Origin of the sequence: Jiella pacifica, from assembly GCF_010500815.1 — a bacterium.
Taxonomy (GTDB): domain Bacteria; phylum Pseudomonadota; class Alphaproteobacteria; order Rhizobiales; family Rhizobiaceae; genus Jiella; species Jiella pacifica.
Map to the genome: position 1 here is coordinate 18,863 of NZ_JAAAMG010000003.1, position 15,164 is coordinate 34,026.

At 65.5% G+C, this 15,164-nt stretch carries 15 protein-coding genes; 10 read left to right on the forward strand and 5 right to left on the reverse strand.

The genetic code is table 11. From position 1 onward, the window contains the following. Positions 1–74: 74 nt before the first annotated feature. From GTK09_RS04895 to GTK09_RS04935, 9 genes are read left to right on the forward strand one after another with little or no spacing between them, the layout of a single operon-like run. Complete coding sequence (locus tag GTK09_RS04895; RefSeq protein WP_163461500.1) at positions 75–2,435, forward strand: putative monovalent cation/H+ antiporter subunit A; 2,361 nt, start codon at positions 75–77, stop codon at positions 2,433–2,435. Then, positions 2,432–2,851 (forward strand): Na(+)/H(+) antiporter subunit B, encoded by a 420-nt coding sequence (locus GTK09_RS04900; RefSeq protein ID WP_163461502.1) that lies wholly within the window; start codon positions 2,432–2,434, stop codon positions 2,849–2,851. The genes GTK09_RS04895 and GTK09_RS04900 overlap by 4 nt, the downstream gene beginning before the upstream one ends. Beyond that, complete coding sequence (locus GTK09_RS04905) at positions 2,851–3,228, forward strand: Na+/H+ antiporter subunit C (RefSeq protein WP_163461503.1); 378 nt, start codon at positions 2,851–2,853, stop codon at positions 3,226–3,228. Before GTK09_RS04900 ends, GTK09_RS04905 begins: the two co-directional genes overlap by 1 nt. A 6-nt stretch (positions 3,229–3,234) precedes the next feature. Next, positions 3,235–4,935 carry a proton-conducting transporter transmembrane domain-containing protein gene (locus GTK09_RS04910; RefSeq protein WP_163461505.1) on the forward strand — a complete coding sequence of 567 codons (1,701 nt, stop codon included), beginning with the start codon at positions 3,235–3,237 and terminating at the stop codon, positions 4,933–4,935. Further along, entirely contained in the window at positions 4,932–5,405 is a 474-nt protein-coding gene (locus GTK09_RS04915) for a Na+/H+ antiporter subunit E (RefSeq protein WP_163461507.1), read from the forward strand. Before GTK09_RS04910 ends, GTK09_RS04915 begins: the two co-directional genes overlap by 4 nt. Further along, on the forward strand, positions 5,402–5,788 hold the full coding sequence (locus GTK09_RS04920; RefSeq protein WP_163461509.1) for a cation:proton antiporter: 387 nt from the start codon (positions 5,402–5,404) through the stop codon (positions 5,786–5,788). Before GTK09_RS04915 ends, GTK09_RS04920 begins: the two co-directional genes overlap by 4 nt. Continuing rightward, entirely contained in the window at positions 5,785–6,204 is a 420-nt protein-coding gene (gene mnhG / locus GTK09_RS04925; RefSeq protein ID WP_163461511.1) for a monovalent cation/H(+) antiporter subunit G, read from the forward strand. Before GTK09_RS04920 ends, mnhG begins: the two co-directional genes overlap by 4 nt. 1 nt (position 6,205) lies before the next feature. After that, positions 6,206–6,640 (forward strand): DUF423 domain-containing protein, encoded by a 435-nt coding sequence (locus tag GTK09_RS04930; RefSeq protein ID WP_163461513.1) that lies wholly within the window; start codon positions 6,206–6,208, stop codon positions 6,638–6,640. After that, positions 6,637–7,434 carry an SDR family NAD(P)-dependent oxidoreductase gene (locus GTK09_RS04935; RefSeq protein ID WP_163461515.1) on the forward strand — a complete coding sequence of 266 codons (798 nt, stop codon included), beginning with the start codon at positions 6,637–6,639 and terminating at the stop codon, positions 7,432–7,434. The genes GTK09_RS04930 and GTK09_RS04935 overlap by 4 nt, the downstream gene beginning before the upstream one ends. Positions 7,435–7,690: 256 nt before the next feature. On the opposite strand, the gene GTK09_RS04940 is transcribed toward GTK09_RS04935, so the two are convergent. Continuing rightward, positions 7,691–8,518, reverse strand: a complete 828-nt coding sequence (locus tag GTK09_RS04940; RefSeq protein WP_163461517.1) for an AraC family transcriptional regulator — start codon at positions 8,516–8,518, stop codon at positions 7,691–7,693. Between the two features lie 74 nt (positions 8,519–8,592). Between GTK09_RS04940 and GTK09_RS04945 the strand changes: the two genes are divergently transcribed. Continuing rightward, positions 8,593–9,531, forward strand: a complete 939-nt coding sequence (locus tag GTK09_RS04945; protein ID WP_163461522.1) for an NmrA family NAD(P)-binding protein — start codon at positions 8,593–8,595, stop codon at positions 9,529–9,531. 353 nt (positions 9,532–9,884) lie between these two features. On the opposite strand, the gene GTK09_RS04950 is transcribed toward GTK09_RS04945, so the two are convergent. The 4 genes from GTK09_RS04950 to GTK09_RS04965 form a co-directional block, all read right to left on the reverse strand. Beyond that, entirely contained in the window at positions 9,885–10,334 is a 450-nt protein-coding gene (locus GTK09_RS04950) for a hypothetical protein (protein ID WP_163461523.1), read from the reverse strand. Between the two features lie 77 nt (positions 10,335–10,411). Further along, a complete protein-coding gene (locus GTK09_RS04955; RefSeq protein WP_163461532.1) occupies positions 10,412–11,566 on the reverse strand; it encodes an osmoprotectant NAGGN system M42 family peptidase in 1,155 nt (384 codons plus the stop codon). Beyond that, a complete protein-coding gene (gene ngg / locus GTK09_RS04960) occupies positions 11,567–13,360 on the reverse strand; it encodes an N-acetylglutaminylglutamine synthetase (protein ID WP_163461543.1) in 1,794 nt (597 codons plus the stop codon). Between the two features lie 4 nt (positions 13,361–13,364). Next, the gene (locus GTK09_RS04965; protein WP_163461552.1) at positions 13,365–15,140 is read right to left on the reverse strand and encodes an N-acetylglutaminylglutamine amidotransferase; all 1,776 of its coding nucleotides are present in this window, start codon (positions 15,138–15,140) and stop codon (positions 13,365–13,367) included. Positions 15,141–15,164: the final 24 nt, after the last annotated feature.

Below are 15,164 nucleotides of genomic sequence, written 5' to 3' on the forward strand. Positions count from 1 at the left end.
GGTTCTTATAGAACGGAGGATCCGATCCGGCGTCAGCGCGCCCGGTCGTCGCGAGGGAAGGACTAGGACGGCGAATGGCGGAAATCGAGGCGACGACCGGAGGAACCCTGGCCCTTGCCCTGCCATTCATCGCCGCAGCGCTCGCGCCGATCCTGAAGCGGATCTTCGGGGCCTATGCGGGCTGGATCCTGGCGCTTGCGCCGGCGGCGGCTTTCGCGCTCCTTTTCTCCTTCCTGCCGACCATCGCCAGCGGGGGCGTGGTTTCCTTCGGCTACGACTGGATCCCCGCCTTCGACGTCCGCTTCTCCTTCCGCATCGACGGCCTTGCCTCGACATTCGCGCTGCTGATCACCGGCATCGGCACGCTGATCGTGCTTTATTCCGGCGGCTATCTCGCCGGTCACCGCGACCAGGGTCGGTTCTTCTCCTTCATCCTGATGTTCATGGGCGCGATGCTCGGCCTCGTTCTCGCCGACGATCTGATGACCCTGTTCGTCTATTGGGAGCTGACCTCGATCACCTCCTTCCTGCTCATCGGCTTCGACCATGAGCGGGAAAAGGCGCGGCGCGGCGCGATCCAGGCGCTGGCGATCACCGGGGGCGGCGGTCTGGCGCTGCTCGCCGGCTTCATCCTGATCCGCGAGGTCGCCGGGCTCAACTCGATGAGCGAGATCCTCGCCGCGGGCGACGCGCTGCGCGACAGCCAGTACTATCTGCCGATCTTCGTCCTCGTCCTGTGCGGCGCCTTCACCAAGTCGGCGCAGATGCCGTTTCACGTGTGGCTGCCCAACGCCATGGAAGCGCCGACGCCGGTCTCGGCCTACCTCCATTCGGCGACGATGGTGAAGGCCGGAATCTACCTGCTCTTGCGCACGCAGCCGGCGCTCGGGGACACCGCGCTGTGGACGACGGTGCTGCCGCTCTTCGGCGCGGTCACACTCGTCATGGGTGCGCTGTTGGCTGTCCGCGCCACGGACATCAAGATCACGCTGGCCTATACGACCGTGTCCTCGCTAGGGCTGCTGGTCATGCTGATCGGCGTCTCGACCGAATACGCGCTGATCGCCGCGGTGCTCTATCTGATCGCCCATTCGCTGTTCAAGGGCGGGCTCTTCATGGTCGCCGGCTCGGTCGACCACGGCGCCCATACCCGCGAGATCGGCAAGCTCGGCGGCCTGGCCAAACACATGCCGATCACCTTTGCCGCTGCGCTCCTCTGCGCGCTGTCGATGGGCGGCATCACGCCCTTCGTCGGCTTCCTCGCCAAGGAGGAGATCTACCACGCGCTGGAACATGGCGACGCCTATCACGTCGCGCTGATGGCCGCCGCGATCCTCGGCAACGCGCTGATGTTCGCCGCCGCCTTCATCGTCGCCTTGAAGCCCTTCGTCGGCAAGCTGCCCGAGACGATCCACCATCCGCACGAAGGCTCGCCGACCATCTGGCTGGGCCCGCTCGTCCTTGGCGTTCTCGGCCTTCTCGGCGCGCTGTTCTACGAGACTTACCACCAGCTCTTCTCGGTCCCGATGGCGAGCGCTGCAGTCGGCGCGCCGGTCGAGATCGACATCTCGTGGGTGCCCCATCTCAACCTCGCATTCGCCCTGTCGCTCGCGACGATCGTCCTGGGCATCGTGATCTATCTCGCTTCCAACGCCATCCGGACGGCGACGAGCCGCGTCCTGTCGGCGATCGGCTGGGGCCCGGATCACGGCTTCGATCAGGCGATGCGCGGGCTCCTGCGCTTCTCCTTCTTCGTGACGAGCCGCCTGCAGTCCGGCCGGCTCGACTACTACATGACGGTCACCGTCATGGTGATCGCCGCCGGGCTGTTCGCCCCGATGATCCTCGGTGGGGCCCTGCCGGCCGAGCCTTCCATGCCGACATTGTATTTCTACGAGTGGATCGTTCTGGCGCTGATTCTCGTCGGCATTCTCGCCGTCGTCATCGCCAAGAACCGGCTGACGGCGATCGTCTCGCTCGGCATCCAGGGCTTTTCGATCGCGCTTCTCTTCATTCTTCTGGGCGCCCCGGATCTCTCCTTCACCCAGTTCATGGTCGAGACGCTGTCGGTCGTCATCCTCGCTCTGGTGATGACGCGGCTGAAACTCTCGCCGGCCGACCACCGGCCGATGCGCGAGACGCTTCCCGATGCGGCGCTGGCCCTGGCGGGCGGCGCCGGCCTCGGCCTGTTCCTGCTGTCGATCGTCCAGCGGCCCTTCGATCCGGTTTTGTCCGACTTCTTCGAGAGATACAGCTATCCGATCGCCCACGGTCACAACATCGTCAACGTCATCATCGTCGACTTCCGCGGCGTCGACACGATGGGCGAGCTTGCCGTTGTCATGGCCGCGGGCCTCGCGATCCTCGCGCTGATCCGCATCCGGGCTGGCGGGAAAACGGATGTTCAGCCCGACCCGATGGAGACGACGCCATGAGGACGGTCATCTTCCGCTTCACAGCGCCCTATCTCACCGCGCTGATGGTGCTGTTCTCGATCTTCGTGCTCTTGCGCGGCCACAACGATCCTGGCGGCGGCTTCATTGGCGGCCTGATCGCCGCTTCGGCCTTCGCGATCTACGGCATCGCCTGCGGGGTCGTGGCGGTTCGCCGGGCGTTGTGGTTCCATCCGATGGCGATCTCGGGCGCGGGCCTGTTCTTCGCCGTCGTCGCCGGCCTGTTCTCGCTGTTCGCCGGCACCGGCTTCATGACGGGGCTGTGGATCTTCCCGGTCTTCTTCGGCAATGAGGTCGCGCTGTCGACGCCGCTGCTCTTCGACATCGGCGTCTATCTGGTCGTCGTCGGCGGCATCACGTCGATCGCCCTCGCCCTCGAGGAACGGGACACCGATTGATGGAAACCGCCCTCTGCCTCGTCGTCGGCTGCCTGTTCACCGTGGCGCTGTACCTTCTATTGTCCAAACACATCATTCGCATGCTGCTCGGGGTCGTCCTGCTCGGCAACGGGGTCAATCTCTTGATCTTCACGGCCGGACGCGTCTCCTCGATCGCGCCGCCGCTGGTGCCGGCAGGCGCCGAGACGCCGCTCACCGACGTCGCCAATCCGCTGCCCCAGGCGCTGATCCTGACGGCGATCGTCATCTCCTTTTCCTTCTTCGCCTTCCTTTTGGTGCTCGCCTATCGCGCCTATCAGGACCTCGGGACGGACGACACCGACCAGATGCGTGTCGCCGAGCCCGAGGACGACGGCCCGCCACCGCTGGGATACTGAGAACCGATGGCCGGACCTTCCGATCTTGCAGCCTTGAAAGCCGAAGCGATGGTGGAGGGCGCCCTGGCGCCGATCGACTACCTCGTCGTCGCGCCCGTCGCCGTCTGCCTTTTGTTCAGCGCGGTGCTCCTGATGCTGCGCAAGCGCATCGACTGGCACCCCTGGCTCGCCATTCCAGGCTTCCTCGCGCTCTTTGCGATCGACGTTCTGTTGCTCCTCAAGGTCGCGCTGGAAGGCCCGCAGACCATGATGATGGGCAACTGGAAGCCGCCCTTCGGCATCGCCTTCACCGTCGACATGCTGGGCGCGCTGTTCGTCACCACGGCGGGCTTCGTCGGGCTGGCGGCGACGATCTACGCCACCTTCTCGATCAGCCGGACGGAGCGTCGCTATGGTTTCTTCCCGTTCCTGTTCCTGATGATGGGCGGCGTTTCCGGCGCATTCCTCACCGGCGACGTCTTCAATCTCTATGTCTGGTTCGAGGTGCTCCTGATCGGCTCCTTCGGTCTTCTGATCCTCGGCTCGGAGCATGAGCAACTCGACGGCGCGACGAAGTACTGCTTCCTCAATCTCGTCGCGACGACGCTGTTCCTCATCACCATCAGCTATCTCTACGGCCTGTTCGGCACGCTCAACATGGCCGACATCAGCGGCAAGGCAGGCCGCTTCGAGGATGACGGTGCGCTGCTCACCATTTCGGTGCTCTTCCTCATCGCCTTCGCCATGAAGGCGGCAGCCTTCCCGCTGAACTTCTGGCTGCCGGCCTCCTACCACACGCCGCGTTTCGTCGTGTCGGCGCTGTTTGCCGGGCTGCTCACCAAGGTCGGCGTCTATGCGCTGATCCGCATGGTGCTGATGCTGTTTCCGGCCCAGCATGCCGACCTTGCGACGATCATCGGCTGGGTCGCGGCGCTGACCATGCTGGTCGGGGCTTTCGGCGCGCTGGCGCAGAGCGATCTCAGGCGGCTCCTCAACTACTTCGTCATCGCCGGCATCGGCACGATCTTCGCCGGCCTGGCGCTGACCGAGACGGGCGGGGCGGGGGAAGCCTTGGCAACGGCGGCGAGCGCCGCGACGGGGACGGACGGCGGAATGAGCGCTGCCGCGACCACGGGATCCGCTGCGCCACTCGTCACAGGCACCTCGAACCTCGTCGTCGGTCTCTCCGGCGCGGTGTTCTATGCCCTCCACTCGATCGTGGTGATGACCGCGCTCTATCTCACCGCAGGCACGGCGGCGCGCATTGCCGGCTCGTCGTCGCTGCGCGGCATGGGAGGGCTGTGGCGCCGGGCTCCCGGGCTCGCGGCGCTGATGCTGGTGTTTCTTTTCGCGGTTTCCGGCCTGCCGCCGTTTTCCGGCTTCTGGCCGAAGGTGATCCTGGTGCGCGGCGCCTTCCAGTCGGGCCTTCCCTGGCTCGGCGCGGTCATCCTCCTCACCGGCTTTTTGATGACGGTGGCGAGCGCCCGGGTCTTCGCGCTCGCCTTCTGGCGCGACGCGCCGGAGCCGGCCCTGGCAGGCGCCCGGGACTTCGGGCCGACGGGCCAGCCATCGCCGCTTCTGTCCATCCTGCCGCTGCTCATCCTCGCGGTGTTCGTCGTCGCGGCCGGTGTCTCGCCGCAATGGCTGGTGACGCTGACGGAGGTTGCCGCGCGTGGCGTCGTCGATCCGGCAGCCTATGTCGGCTCGGTCTTCGGAGGTGCGTCGTGACCCTCTTTTTGATCAACATCGTCCTCGCCTTCGTTTGGACGATCGTCACCGGCTCGTTCACGCTGCTGAACCTCGGCTTCGGCTTCTTTCTCGGCGCCGCGTCGCTCTATCTGATCCGCCGGGAAATCGGCACGGTCGGCTATGTCGGCCGCATCTTCCGGATCGGGGCGCTGTTTCTGCTTTTCCTGTCGGAACTTTTCAAGTCGGCCTGGCGCGTCGCCGCGACGGTGCTGTCGCCGAAAATGGACCTGAAGCCCGGCATCTTCGCCTACAGGCTTCAGGTGAAGGATGATTTCGAGATCACGCTGCTCGCCAATCTCATCACCCTGACGCCCGGCACCCTCTCGGTGGACGTCTCCGAGGATCGCTCGACGCTTTATGTCCATGCGCTGGATTGCTCCGATCCGGAGGGCACCAGAGCCGAGATCGCTTCAGGCTTCGAGCGGAAAATTCTCGAGGCGTTCCGATGAACCGAACCGACTTCGCAACGACCTTTCTCGACGTCTGCCTCGACGTCTCGCTGGCGCTGCTCGCCCTCGCCTTCTTCTTGACGATCATCCGGATCATCAAGGGCCCGACGCTGCCGGACCGGGTTCTCGGCCTCGACATGCTGACCTCGGTGGCCATCGGCTTCATCGCCGTCCTCGGCATCGACACCGGCTTCACCCTTTATGTCGACATCACCATCGCTCTTGGGCTGGTGGGCTTCCTGGCAACGGTTGCCTTCGCCCGTTTCATCCTGGCCCGGGGCAAGACGGCGGATGATGGCGAGAAGAAGGAGGTCCGGAAGATCGACGGCGACCCGCACGAATCCGGAGAGGGCGCCATCGCCTCAAGAGGAGCGGAGCGTTGATCGACACGGTTTTCACCATCCTCGCTGGCGCGCTGGTGGTCGCCGGCGCCGGCTTCGCGGCAATCGCCGCCCTCGGCCTTTTGCGCCTGCCGGACATCTACACCCGCATGCATGCCGCCTCGAAGGCCGGTTCGGTCGGGTCGGGCATGATGCTGCTGGCGCTGGCGCTGGTTTCCGACAGCGGTCCGGAGACCCTGCGGGCCTTTGCGGCCATCTCCTTCGTCCTGCTGACCGCGCCGCTTTCGGCACATCTTCTCGCCAAGTCGGCCTATGCCGTCGGCTACAAGATGTGGCCGGGCTCCGTCCTCGACGAGATGCCGAAGCTTTCCGTGACGACGGGTGAATCGAATACGCCCGCCGACCCCCATCTCGCCTCGAACGAGGACCTCGAGCCGTTCCGCCAACGGGAAGACTGAGATGTCGGCGAGCGGAATACGCGTCCTCTGTGGGCTGTTCATCGTCTTTGCCGGGCTCTTCGGCGCGGCGGGCGTCGCCGGTGCTGCGCTGGCGGCCCATGTCGCCGAGGGCGATCGCTTCGTCGCGATCGCCGCCTCCATGGCGCTCATCCACGCCCCGGCACTGCTCGGCGTTGCCGCGGTCCTTCCCCGCACGCCGCGTCTGCTCGGCCTTGCCGGCGCCGCGATGATGGTCGGAGTCGTCCTGTTTTCCGGCGATCTCGCCATGCGGGCAGCCACCGGCGCCTCGCTGTTTGCCAATGCCGCGCCGACCGGCGGCACGATGCTCATCGCCGGCTGGCTGCTCACCGCCGTCGCCGGCGTCGTAGCGATGTTTCGGCGGCAGGAGACGGGTGTTCGCTCCTCCGCCCCCCGGATCGATGGAGTGACGCGATGATCGGTTTCGACCCGGCGCTGTTTTCCGGCAAGACCGTCGTCGTCACCGGCGCCGGGCGCGGCATCGGCGCGGCGGTGGCGCGCGGCTTCCTTCGGACCGGCGCGCGGGTGATCGCCCATGCCGGCCGGACGCTGGACCATGCCGAAGACGGCGTCCTCTCCGGTCTGTCCGACGACGAAAGAGGCCGCCTCGACCTTCTCATCGCCGACCTCGGCACGAGGGACGGCGGCGAGAAACTTGCCGGATCGATCCTCGCAAAGCTCGACGGCCGGCTCGACGGCCTCGTCAACAATGCCGGCACGATGATCGGCCGCATCCCGGCCGCCGAGGTCGATGCCGAAGCATTCGACGCCGTGGTCGATCTCAACGTCCGCTCGGTGGTGGCGCTGACGACGGCGCTGTTGCCGGCGCTGAAGGAAGGCGGCAAGGCCGAGGGCGGCGCCGCCATCGTCAACACCTCGTCGATCTCGGCGATCGTCGGCGGCAGCCCGGGCTCCTCGCTCTATTCCTCGTCCAAGGCCTTCATCTCCACCTGGACCCGGGCGCTGGCCCGCGAGCTGGCGCCGGACCACATCCGGGTCAACGCCGTCTCGCCCGGCACGATCATGACCGATTTCCACCGCCGCTATTCCTCGCCGGAAAAGCTCGAAGCCACCGCCGCCGCGATCCCGATGAAGCGCCTCGGCACGGCGGAAGACTGCGCGCCGGCCTATCTGTTTCTGTCGAGCGCGAGGCTATCGGGCTACATGACGGGGCAGGTGATCGAGGTGAATGGCGGGCAGTTCATGGGGTGAGGGGGGAGCGGGGCGTGTGGCCGCCTCGTTCGCGGTTGTCATTCTGGGCGTGATGCGTAAGCCAGTTTTCCGTGTCGAGCGGCAACGGATTTTCGACAGCCAGGGACCCGATGCTGTCGTTCTTGATGGCCACTTCGCCTGCTGCCGGTGTCAACTTTGCGCCGAAAACCGGGCCGACGGCTTCGGGCAGAGCAGGCGGAGAGCTGCCCTTCGGGCTTCTCCTCATTGCCGTCCAAAATCAACGCGGAGTTTCCGCTCAAGCAGTCTGGCGCGATCCCAAGTCCGCGTGCGGCCGATAGCGGCTCGGTGTCACGCCGAGCGCCTTCTTGAACATGACGATGAAGGCGGTGACGGACTCGTAACCGAGGTCGCCGGAAACCTTCTGCACCGTGGCGCCACCTGCGAGTTCGCGAACGGCGATGATCAGATGAAGCTGCCGCCGCCAGTGGCTGAAGGTCAGACCGGTCTCCTTCACCATCAGACGCTTCAAGGACCGTTCGCTCACGGCGACATGACGGGCCCATTCGCCTAATGTGCGGCGATCAGCGGGATCGGCCGCCAGTGCCGCGGCGATGAGTGCGATCTTGGGATGGTCGGTGAGCGGAAGCACAGGACCGCCATTCGGCATGAGCGCCAGTTCATCGAGGAGCACCCGCATGAGACGGCTGGTGCGCTCGTCAGGTGCGGCGTGATCGACGTCCGCCAGGCGCAGGATCATCTCGCGCAGCATTGGCGAGACCGACACGCTGCGGCATGTCGGCGGCAGGTCCGACTCAGACGGCTCCACGAACAGGTAGATCAGACGCGCGTTGTGGGTCGCCTGATTGCTGTGCGGGACGCCGCCCGGAATCCAGACAGCCGAGCCTGAGGGAACGAGCCATAGGCCGCCCACCGCCGTGCATGTCACCGCCCCATGCAGCGCCAGGATCAACTGACCCTGGGCATGCCGGTGTTCGGGGACCTTGGTGTCGTCGTCGCCAAAGCCGACCCGCAGGGCCATGGCCGGCCCGCCGAACCGATTGAAATCGATGTCTTGAGCGCAGGGCGGCAAGGCCTCAGCCGATTGGCCTGATTTGAAGATCATTCGGCACTATCTCGAAATTCGTGCAGCCAGCGATCGACTAACACGCTCCGACCAACAAGCAAATGGAGATCGTCATGCGCATTGCCGTCGTCGGCGCCACCGGGAGGATCGGTGCCAAGCTCACGCGGACCCTCATCGGTTCCGGCCATCAGGTCAAAGCCATGTCCAGAGGCGGCCCGGCGCTCGATGCCCTGGTTGAACAGGGCGCCGAGCCCTTCCTCGGCAGCTTCGATATTGGCACCGGAAACCTCGATGCCTTTTTCGCGGACGTCGAGGCGGCTTTCCTCATGGTGAAAACCGACTGGTGCAATATCGACGGCCACTATCCCATGGTCGCGCAGCGCTTCGTCGACGCCTTGCGCGGCTCGCCGGTCCAGCTTGCCGTCAGTCTTACGGCGATGGGTTCCGAGGTCGCGGGGAAGACTGGCCATTTCGAGGTCTTCCATCACCTAGACCAAAAGTTGAACGAGCTCGACGGCATCGATCTCGTGCATTTGCGCGCGGCCTGGTTCATGGAGAACACCTTCGCATGGATCACGCCGGTCGCCCGCTTCGGTCGTCTCCCATGGTTCCAAGGGGCAGACTTGAAGATGCCGTGGGTGGCGACGGATGACATCGCAACATTGGCGGCGAAGGAGTTGCTGAACCCTTCTGGCGAGCACCGCGTCATCCGCGAGGTAGGGTCCCAAGATCTGTCGATGCGCGAAGTGACGGCGATCATCAGTCGTGAGTTGGGCAAGCCGGTGGAGTATCGCTTGATCGACCGCTCCCTGCCCGAAATCAAAGACGAGTATCTCAAACGGTTCGGCACGCATGAACACTGGCTGGACGACAGCCGAACCACCGACGCAATCAACAATGGCGTCGTCCGTTTTCATGAAGGCAAGGAAACTCGTCCCTCCCTGCCGACCACGATGGAAGCGTTCATCAGAGAAGTATGGAAGCCGCGATACCTGAAGTCGCTCGACATGGGTGAGGAAGCCGAAACCTTCTATACTTGGCTTGCCCGTTAGGGTCGGCTCTAGCGATCAGAGATGGCGGGGTGCGAAGCCGGACGATCTGAGACCTATGCGTCGAAGCCGATCACGCGCAGCCGACATTCTGGAGGTTCGCATCAATTTGTCCGATAGATCGGCCTTTCGAGGAAGCTGAGAGCATCCCTACCTCACTGGCCGGAAATTGATGCCATTATGACAGGGACCAGCAAGGTCCGCGTGAAGAGGAAGTGCCGTTCTGCTGAACGGCAGAAGCAGGGCGTGGAGCAGTCACTGAGATCGGGTAATCAGTCGGCTGCTTTCCAACCGACACTGCCGTGCCCCTTAATCCGGCCGGCAATCTGCCTTTGGCCGGTTTTCACCCATCCTCCTCAATCCGGCGGGCCGAGATGCGGCGTCTCATCCTCCGGCCGGTACTTCATCGCCGCTTCCCAGCCCTCCCGCCGCGCTTCGTCCAGCGCCTCTTCCCGAGCCGCGATCTCGTCTTCCAGCCCTTGCCGCAGCAGGCGCTGGCGGCGGAAGGCGAGACCGATGAGGATCATGGCGAGCATCGTCAGGGCCGAGAAGGCTTGGCGCTTGTCGAGTTCGGGGACGGGCTCGGCGCCGATCAGCGCGGCAACGGCGAAGAAGCAGAGGACGAGACCGATCATCACCGCTCCGCGTGCGAGAACCAGCGCGACGAGGAAGGCCAGCGTGATCGCCGCGGCGAGGATGGGATGGCCCTGAGCCACCGCCAGACAATCGCGCGCCAGTGACCCGAGCAGCATCAGGAGGTCCCAGAGAACCCGTCCGGGGAAGGCGACGATGTCGTCAAAGCTCACGGACGGGGCTCACGGCCGGGACTTGCGGGCGGGGCTCATGGGCGGGGCCGGCTCCTTCGGGGGCTGTTCGGCGGTGGCTATTCGGCGGGGTCGGTGTCGCTGGCGAGCTCCTGCTGCGCCTCGACGTCCGGCTGGCGGGTAAAGCCCTTCAGCCCCGCATGATAGTTGCGGTCGCGCTCGATCTCGACCGGCGAGGTCAGATAGGCGGTGATCAACTCCGACAGCGAGCGCAACGCATGCATGTGGATGCGCTCGTAGCCGTGCGAGGCGTCGACGCCGAAGGTGATGAGGGCGGTGCGCACGTCATGGCCGGCTTCGAGCGCCGAGGCGGAATCCGAGCGGTAGTAGCGGAAGATGTCCTTCTGGTAGCGGATGTCCTCGTCCTGGCAGATGCGCACCAGCTTCTTGGTCAGGTGATAGTCGAACGGCCCGGTCTGGTCGGCCATGCCGATGGTGACGCCGAACTCCGCCGAGTTCTGTCCCGGCGCCGAGGTGCCGTTGTCGACGGCGATCATCGAGGCGATGTCGGGGGTGAGGATCGAGGCCGCGCCGACGCCGACCTCCTCGGCGATGGTGAACAGCCAATGGGTGTCGACCGGGGTCGATGCGCCAGAGTCCTCCATCGCCTTGATCGCCGCCAGCATGACGGCGACGCCGGCCTTGTTGTCGAGATGGCGCGAGACGATGTAGCCGTTGTCGAGGAATTCCGGCTGCGGATCGATCGCCACCGTATCGCCGACCTCGATGCCGAGCCTGGTCATCTCGGCGACGTCCCGCGACAAAGCGTCGACCCGCAGCTCGACATAGTCCCAGCCGACGGGAAGCGTGTCGACTTCCTCGTTATACGTATGCCCGGAGGCCTTCAGCGGCAGGATGGTGCCGCGATAGGTGCCGGCATCGGAAAAGATCATGCAGCGCGCGCCCTCGGCGAAGCGCGCCGACCAGTGGCCGATTGGCACGAGCTCCAGCCGGCCGTTCTCCTTGATCCGCTTCACCTGGGCGCCGAGCGTGTCGAGATGGCTGACGATCGCCCGGGCAGAGGCGCGCCGCGAGCCCTGGCGCATCGCCGAAATGGCGCCTCGCCGGGTCAGTTCGACCTTCAGGCCGAGCCGTTCGAGCTCTTTGGCGACATGGCGGACCACGGTGTCGGTGTAGCCCGTCGGGGAGGGGATTTTGAGGAGCGCCTTCAGCTGCTCGGTCAGATACTCGGTATCGATCGTAAGCCTCGGCACTCAGCCCTCCTTCAGCGATCTCCGCCGGTTGGTGCGGGCCGCTCTCACTGAAAATGGCACGGACAGCGGGAACAGCAGGTCCACGAACCGCTCCGCAGTCGGCTGCGGTTCGTGATTTGCGAGGCCCGGCCGCTCGTTCGCCTCGATGAACACGTAGTCCGGCAGCGCCGGCGACTTGATCATCAGGTCGATGCCCGTCACCGGTATCTCAATTGCCCTTGCGGCGGCAACAGCTGCCTCGACCAGCGCCGGGTGGATATCACCGGTAACGTCGTGGATGGTGCCGCCGGTGTGGAGGTTGGCGGTCTTCCTGACGGTGACCCGCTCGCCCTCGGGCAGCGTGTCGTCCATGCCATAGCCCGACTGGCGCACGCAGCGCTGCGTCTCCGCATCCATCGGCACCTTGCTTTCGCCGCCCGTCGCCGCCGAGCGGCGGCGCGACAGATGCTCGATCAGGTCCTTCACGCTGGAGCGGCCGTCGCCGGTGATCACCGGCGGCTTTCTCAGCGCGGCGGCGACGAGGCGGTAATCGATGACGATGAGCCTGAGGTCGTCGCCCGCAAAGCAGGCCTCGACCAGGACGTGCGGCGAATGCTGCCGCGCCGCTTCGATGGCGGTCTTCGTATCGTCGAGCGTCTCGATGCCGACGGAGATGCCGCGGCCCTGCTCGCCGCGGGCAGGCTTCACGACGACCTGGCCGTGCTTTTCGAGAAAGGCCGAAAGCGCCGCGTCGTCGCTGTCGCCGGAGATCTGTTCGGGGACCGTGACGCCTGCCCCCTCGACCATCCGCCGGGTCACCCGCTTGTCGTCGCAGATCGACATGGCCACGGCGGAGGTCAGCTCGGAGAGGCTTTCGCGGCAGAGAACGGTGCGGCCGCCATGGGTGAGCCGGAAGAAGCCACCGGCCGCGTCCACGACCTCGGTGTGGATGCCGCGGCGCCGGGCCTCCTCGACGATGATCCGCGCATAGGGATTGAGCTCCTCATATTCGGCGTTCGGGCCGGTGAAGAGTTTTTCGTTGATCTCGTTCTTGCGCTTGATGGTGAAATAGGAGACGCGGACGAAGCCGAGCTTTTCGTAAAGCCCGATGGCCTGCTCGTTGTCGTGCATCACCGAAAGATCCATGAACGCGCAGCCCCGCGCCTGGAAATGCTCGGCGAGACGGCGCACCAGGCTTTCGCCGATGCCGGGATGGGGCGCCTGCGGATCGACCGCGAGGCACCACAGCGAGGAGCCGTTTTCCGGATCGCCGAAGGCGCGCTTGCCGTGAACCCCGGTCACCGTGCCGAGGATCGCCCCGGTGGTCTCGTCCTCGGCGACGAAATAGGTCAGCGCCCGGTTGTCGCGGTTCGACCAGAAGAAGGCGGGATGCACCTGCACCATGCCGCGGGACTGGTAGATGCGGTTGACTTCGGTGGCGTCCTGCTCGGACGCCAGACGCCGGATGAAGTAGCCGCGCGGGCGGCGCGTGCCCGGCCGGTAGGTCGAAAGATCGAGGCGGTAGGTGTGGGACGGATCGAGAAACAGCTCTTGCGGCGCGTGGCTGAGGAGGACGTGCGGATCCTTGACGTAGAAGGCGATGTCGCGGCGGTCCGGACCTTCCTCGCGCAAGGAGTTGGCGAGTTCGCGCGGATCGGCGAAGGTCTGGCCGAAGACCAGCCGGCCCCAGCCGCAATCGAGGATGGCGTTCTTCTTCAGCCCGTTCTGGTCGGCCCGCGCGCGGGCGGCAGGGCCGCTCGGCCCGGAGGCGCGCAGCTTTTCCAGGCGATGGTCTGTCTTTTTGTCGACAGCCATCCGATCAGACCCCCTGTTCCTGCAGCCACATCTCCAGCAGCGCGACCTGCCACAGCTCCGAACCGCGCAGCGGCGTGATGTGATCCGAGGGATTGGCGAAAAGTTCGTCGAGATAGCTCTGCTGGAACAGGCCGCGACCCCTGGCCGCCTCGGACCCGAGCGTGTCCTTGACCATGTCGAGATAGGGGCCGGAGATGTATTTCAGCTGCGGCACCGGGAAGTAGCCCTTCTTGCGGTCGATGACCGCGGACGGCACGACCTGCCGGGCGACTTCCTTGAGGACGCCCTTGCCGTCCTGCTTCAGCTTCTCCTCGGCCGGCACACGGGCGGCAAGCTCGACCAGCTCGTGGTCGAGGAAGGGAACGCGGGCTTCGAGGCCCCAGGCCATGGTCATGTTGTCGACGCGCTTCACCGGATCGTCGACCAGCATGACATGGGCATCGACGCGCAGCGCCTTGTCGACCGGGTTGGTGGCGCCGGCCATGGCGAAGTGCCGGGCGACGAAATTGCGCGAAACGTCCTCCTCCGTCTGCCATTCCGGCGCGATCTGGCCCTTCAGCGTCTCGTGACTGCGGTCGAAGAAGGCCCTCGAATAGGCGGCGAGGGGATCGTTGGCGCCGACCATCGGCGGATACCAGTGATAGCCGCCGAAGATCTCGTCGGCGCCCTGGCCGGACTGCACCACCTTGATGTGCTTGGAGACTTCCCGCGAGAGGAGGTAGAAGCCGACATTGTCGTAGGAGACCATCGGCTCCGACATGGCCTGGATGGTGCCCGGCAGATGCTCCATCAGTTCGGAGCCCGGCACGAAGATCTTGTGATGCTCGGTGCCGTAATGCTTGGCGATGATGTCGGAGAATTCGAACTCGTTGCCGACCTCGCCATTGGCGTCCTCGAAGCCGATCGAGAAGGTGTTGAGGTTCTTCTGCCCGGCTTCGGCCAGAAGCCCGACGATCAGCGAGGAATCGACGCCGCCCGAGAGCAGTACGCCGACCGGAACGTCGGCGACCATGCGTCGGTCGACGGCGAGCTTCAGCGCGTCCATGACGAGGTCGCGCCAGTCGTTGGAGGACAGCTTCTCGTCGCCGGCGCGCGGCGAAAACTCCGGCGCCCAGTAGACCGCGTCGTTAAAGGAGCCGTCGGGCTCGATCATGCGGGTGGTGGCGGGCGGCAGCTTGCGCACGCCCTTGACGATCGTCAGCGGCGGCGGGACGACGGCGTGGAACGTCATGTAGTGATGCAGCGCCTCCCGGTCGATCGTCCGGTCGACGTCGCCGGTGGCCAGAATCGCCGGCAGCGAGGAGGCGAGATAGAGGCGCTTGTCGGTCTGCGAGAGATAGAGCGGCTTGATGCCGAAGCGGTCGCGCGCCAGCATCACCCGGCCGCTCTCTCGCTCGGCGATGGCGAAGGCGAACATGCCGTGGAAGCGCTTGACGCAGTCGCGGCCCCAGGCGTGATAGGCCTTGATGATCACTTCCGTGTCGCCGGTCGAGAAGAAGCGGTAGCCCTTGCCTTCCAACTCCTGGCGAAGCTCGGGGTAATTGTAGATGCAGCCGTTGAAGGCGATGGTCAGCCCGAGTTCCGGGTCGACCATCGGCTGTTGGGCCTTTTCGCTGAGGTCGATGATCTTCAGCCGCCGGTGGCCGAGGCCGATCGGTCCGCGCAGCACCTGACCGGCACCATCGGGGCCGCGCCGGGCCAGGCAATCGCCCATGCGTTGCAGCCGCTCGCCCGAGGCCTGGTTTCCGTCGAAGCGAATCTCGCCGCAAATTCCGCACATGTCGCCTCAGTCTCCGTCGATCTC

What these genes read in the sequence shown, in the direction of transcription:
- GTK09_RS04935 (WP_163461515.1), top strand. Translation starts at nt 6,637, where the DNA reads ATGATCGGTTTCGACCCGGCGCTGTTTTCCGGCAAGACCGTCGTCGTC.
- GTK09_RS04945 (WP_163461522.1), top strand. Translation starts at nt 8,593, where the DNA reads ATGCGCATTGCCGTCGTCGGCGCCACCGGGAGGATCGGTGCCAAGCTC.
- GTK09_RS04940 (WP_163461517.1), bottom strand. Translation starts at nt 8,518, where the DNA reads ATGATCTTCAAATCAGGCCAATCGGCTGAGGCCTTGCCGCCCTGCGCT.
- GTK09_RS04930 (WP_163461513.1), top strand. Translation starts at nt 6,206, where the DNA reads ATGTCGGCGAGCGGAATACGCGTCCTCTGTGGGCTGTTCATCGTCTTT.
- GTK09_RS04905 (WP_163461503.1), top strand. Translation starts at nt 2,851, where the DNA reads ATGGAAACCGCCCTCTGCCTCGTCGTCGGCTGCCTGTTCACCGTGGCG.
- GTK09_RS04910 (WP_163461505.1), top strand. Translation starts at nt 3,235, where the DNA reads ATGGCCGGACCTTCCGATCTTGCAGCCTTGAAAGCCGAAGCGATGGTG.
- GTK09_RS04920 (WP_163461509.1), top strand. Translation starts at nt 5,402, where the DNA reads ATGAACCGAACCGACTTCGCAACGACCTTTCTCGACGTCTGCCTCGAC.
- GTK09_RS04895 (WP_163461500.1), top strand. Translation starts at nt 75, where the DNA reads ATGGCGGAAATCGAGGCGACGACCGGAGGAACCCTGGCCCTTGCCCTG.
- GTK09_RS04965 (WP_163461552.1), bottom strand. Translation starts at nt 15,140, where the DNA reads ATGTGCGGAATTTGCGGCGAGATTCGCTTCGACGGAAACCAGGCCTCG.
- GTK09_RS04900 (WP_163461502.1), top strand. Translation starts at nt 2,432, where the DNA reads ATGAGGACGGTCATCTTCCGCTTCACAGCGCCCTATCTCACCGCGCTG.
- ngg (WP_163461543.1), bottom strand. Translation starts at nt 13,360, where the DNA reads ATGGCTGTCGACAAAAAGACAGACCATCGCCTGGAAAAGCTGCGCGCC.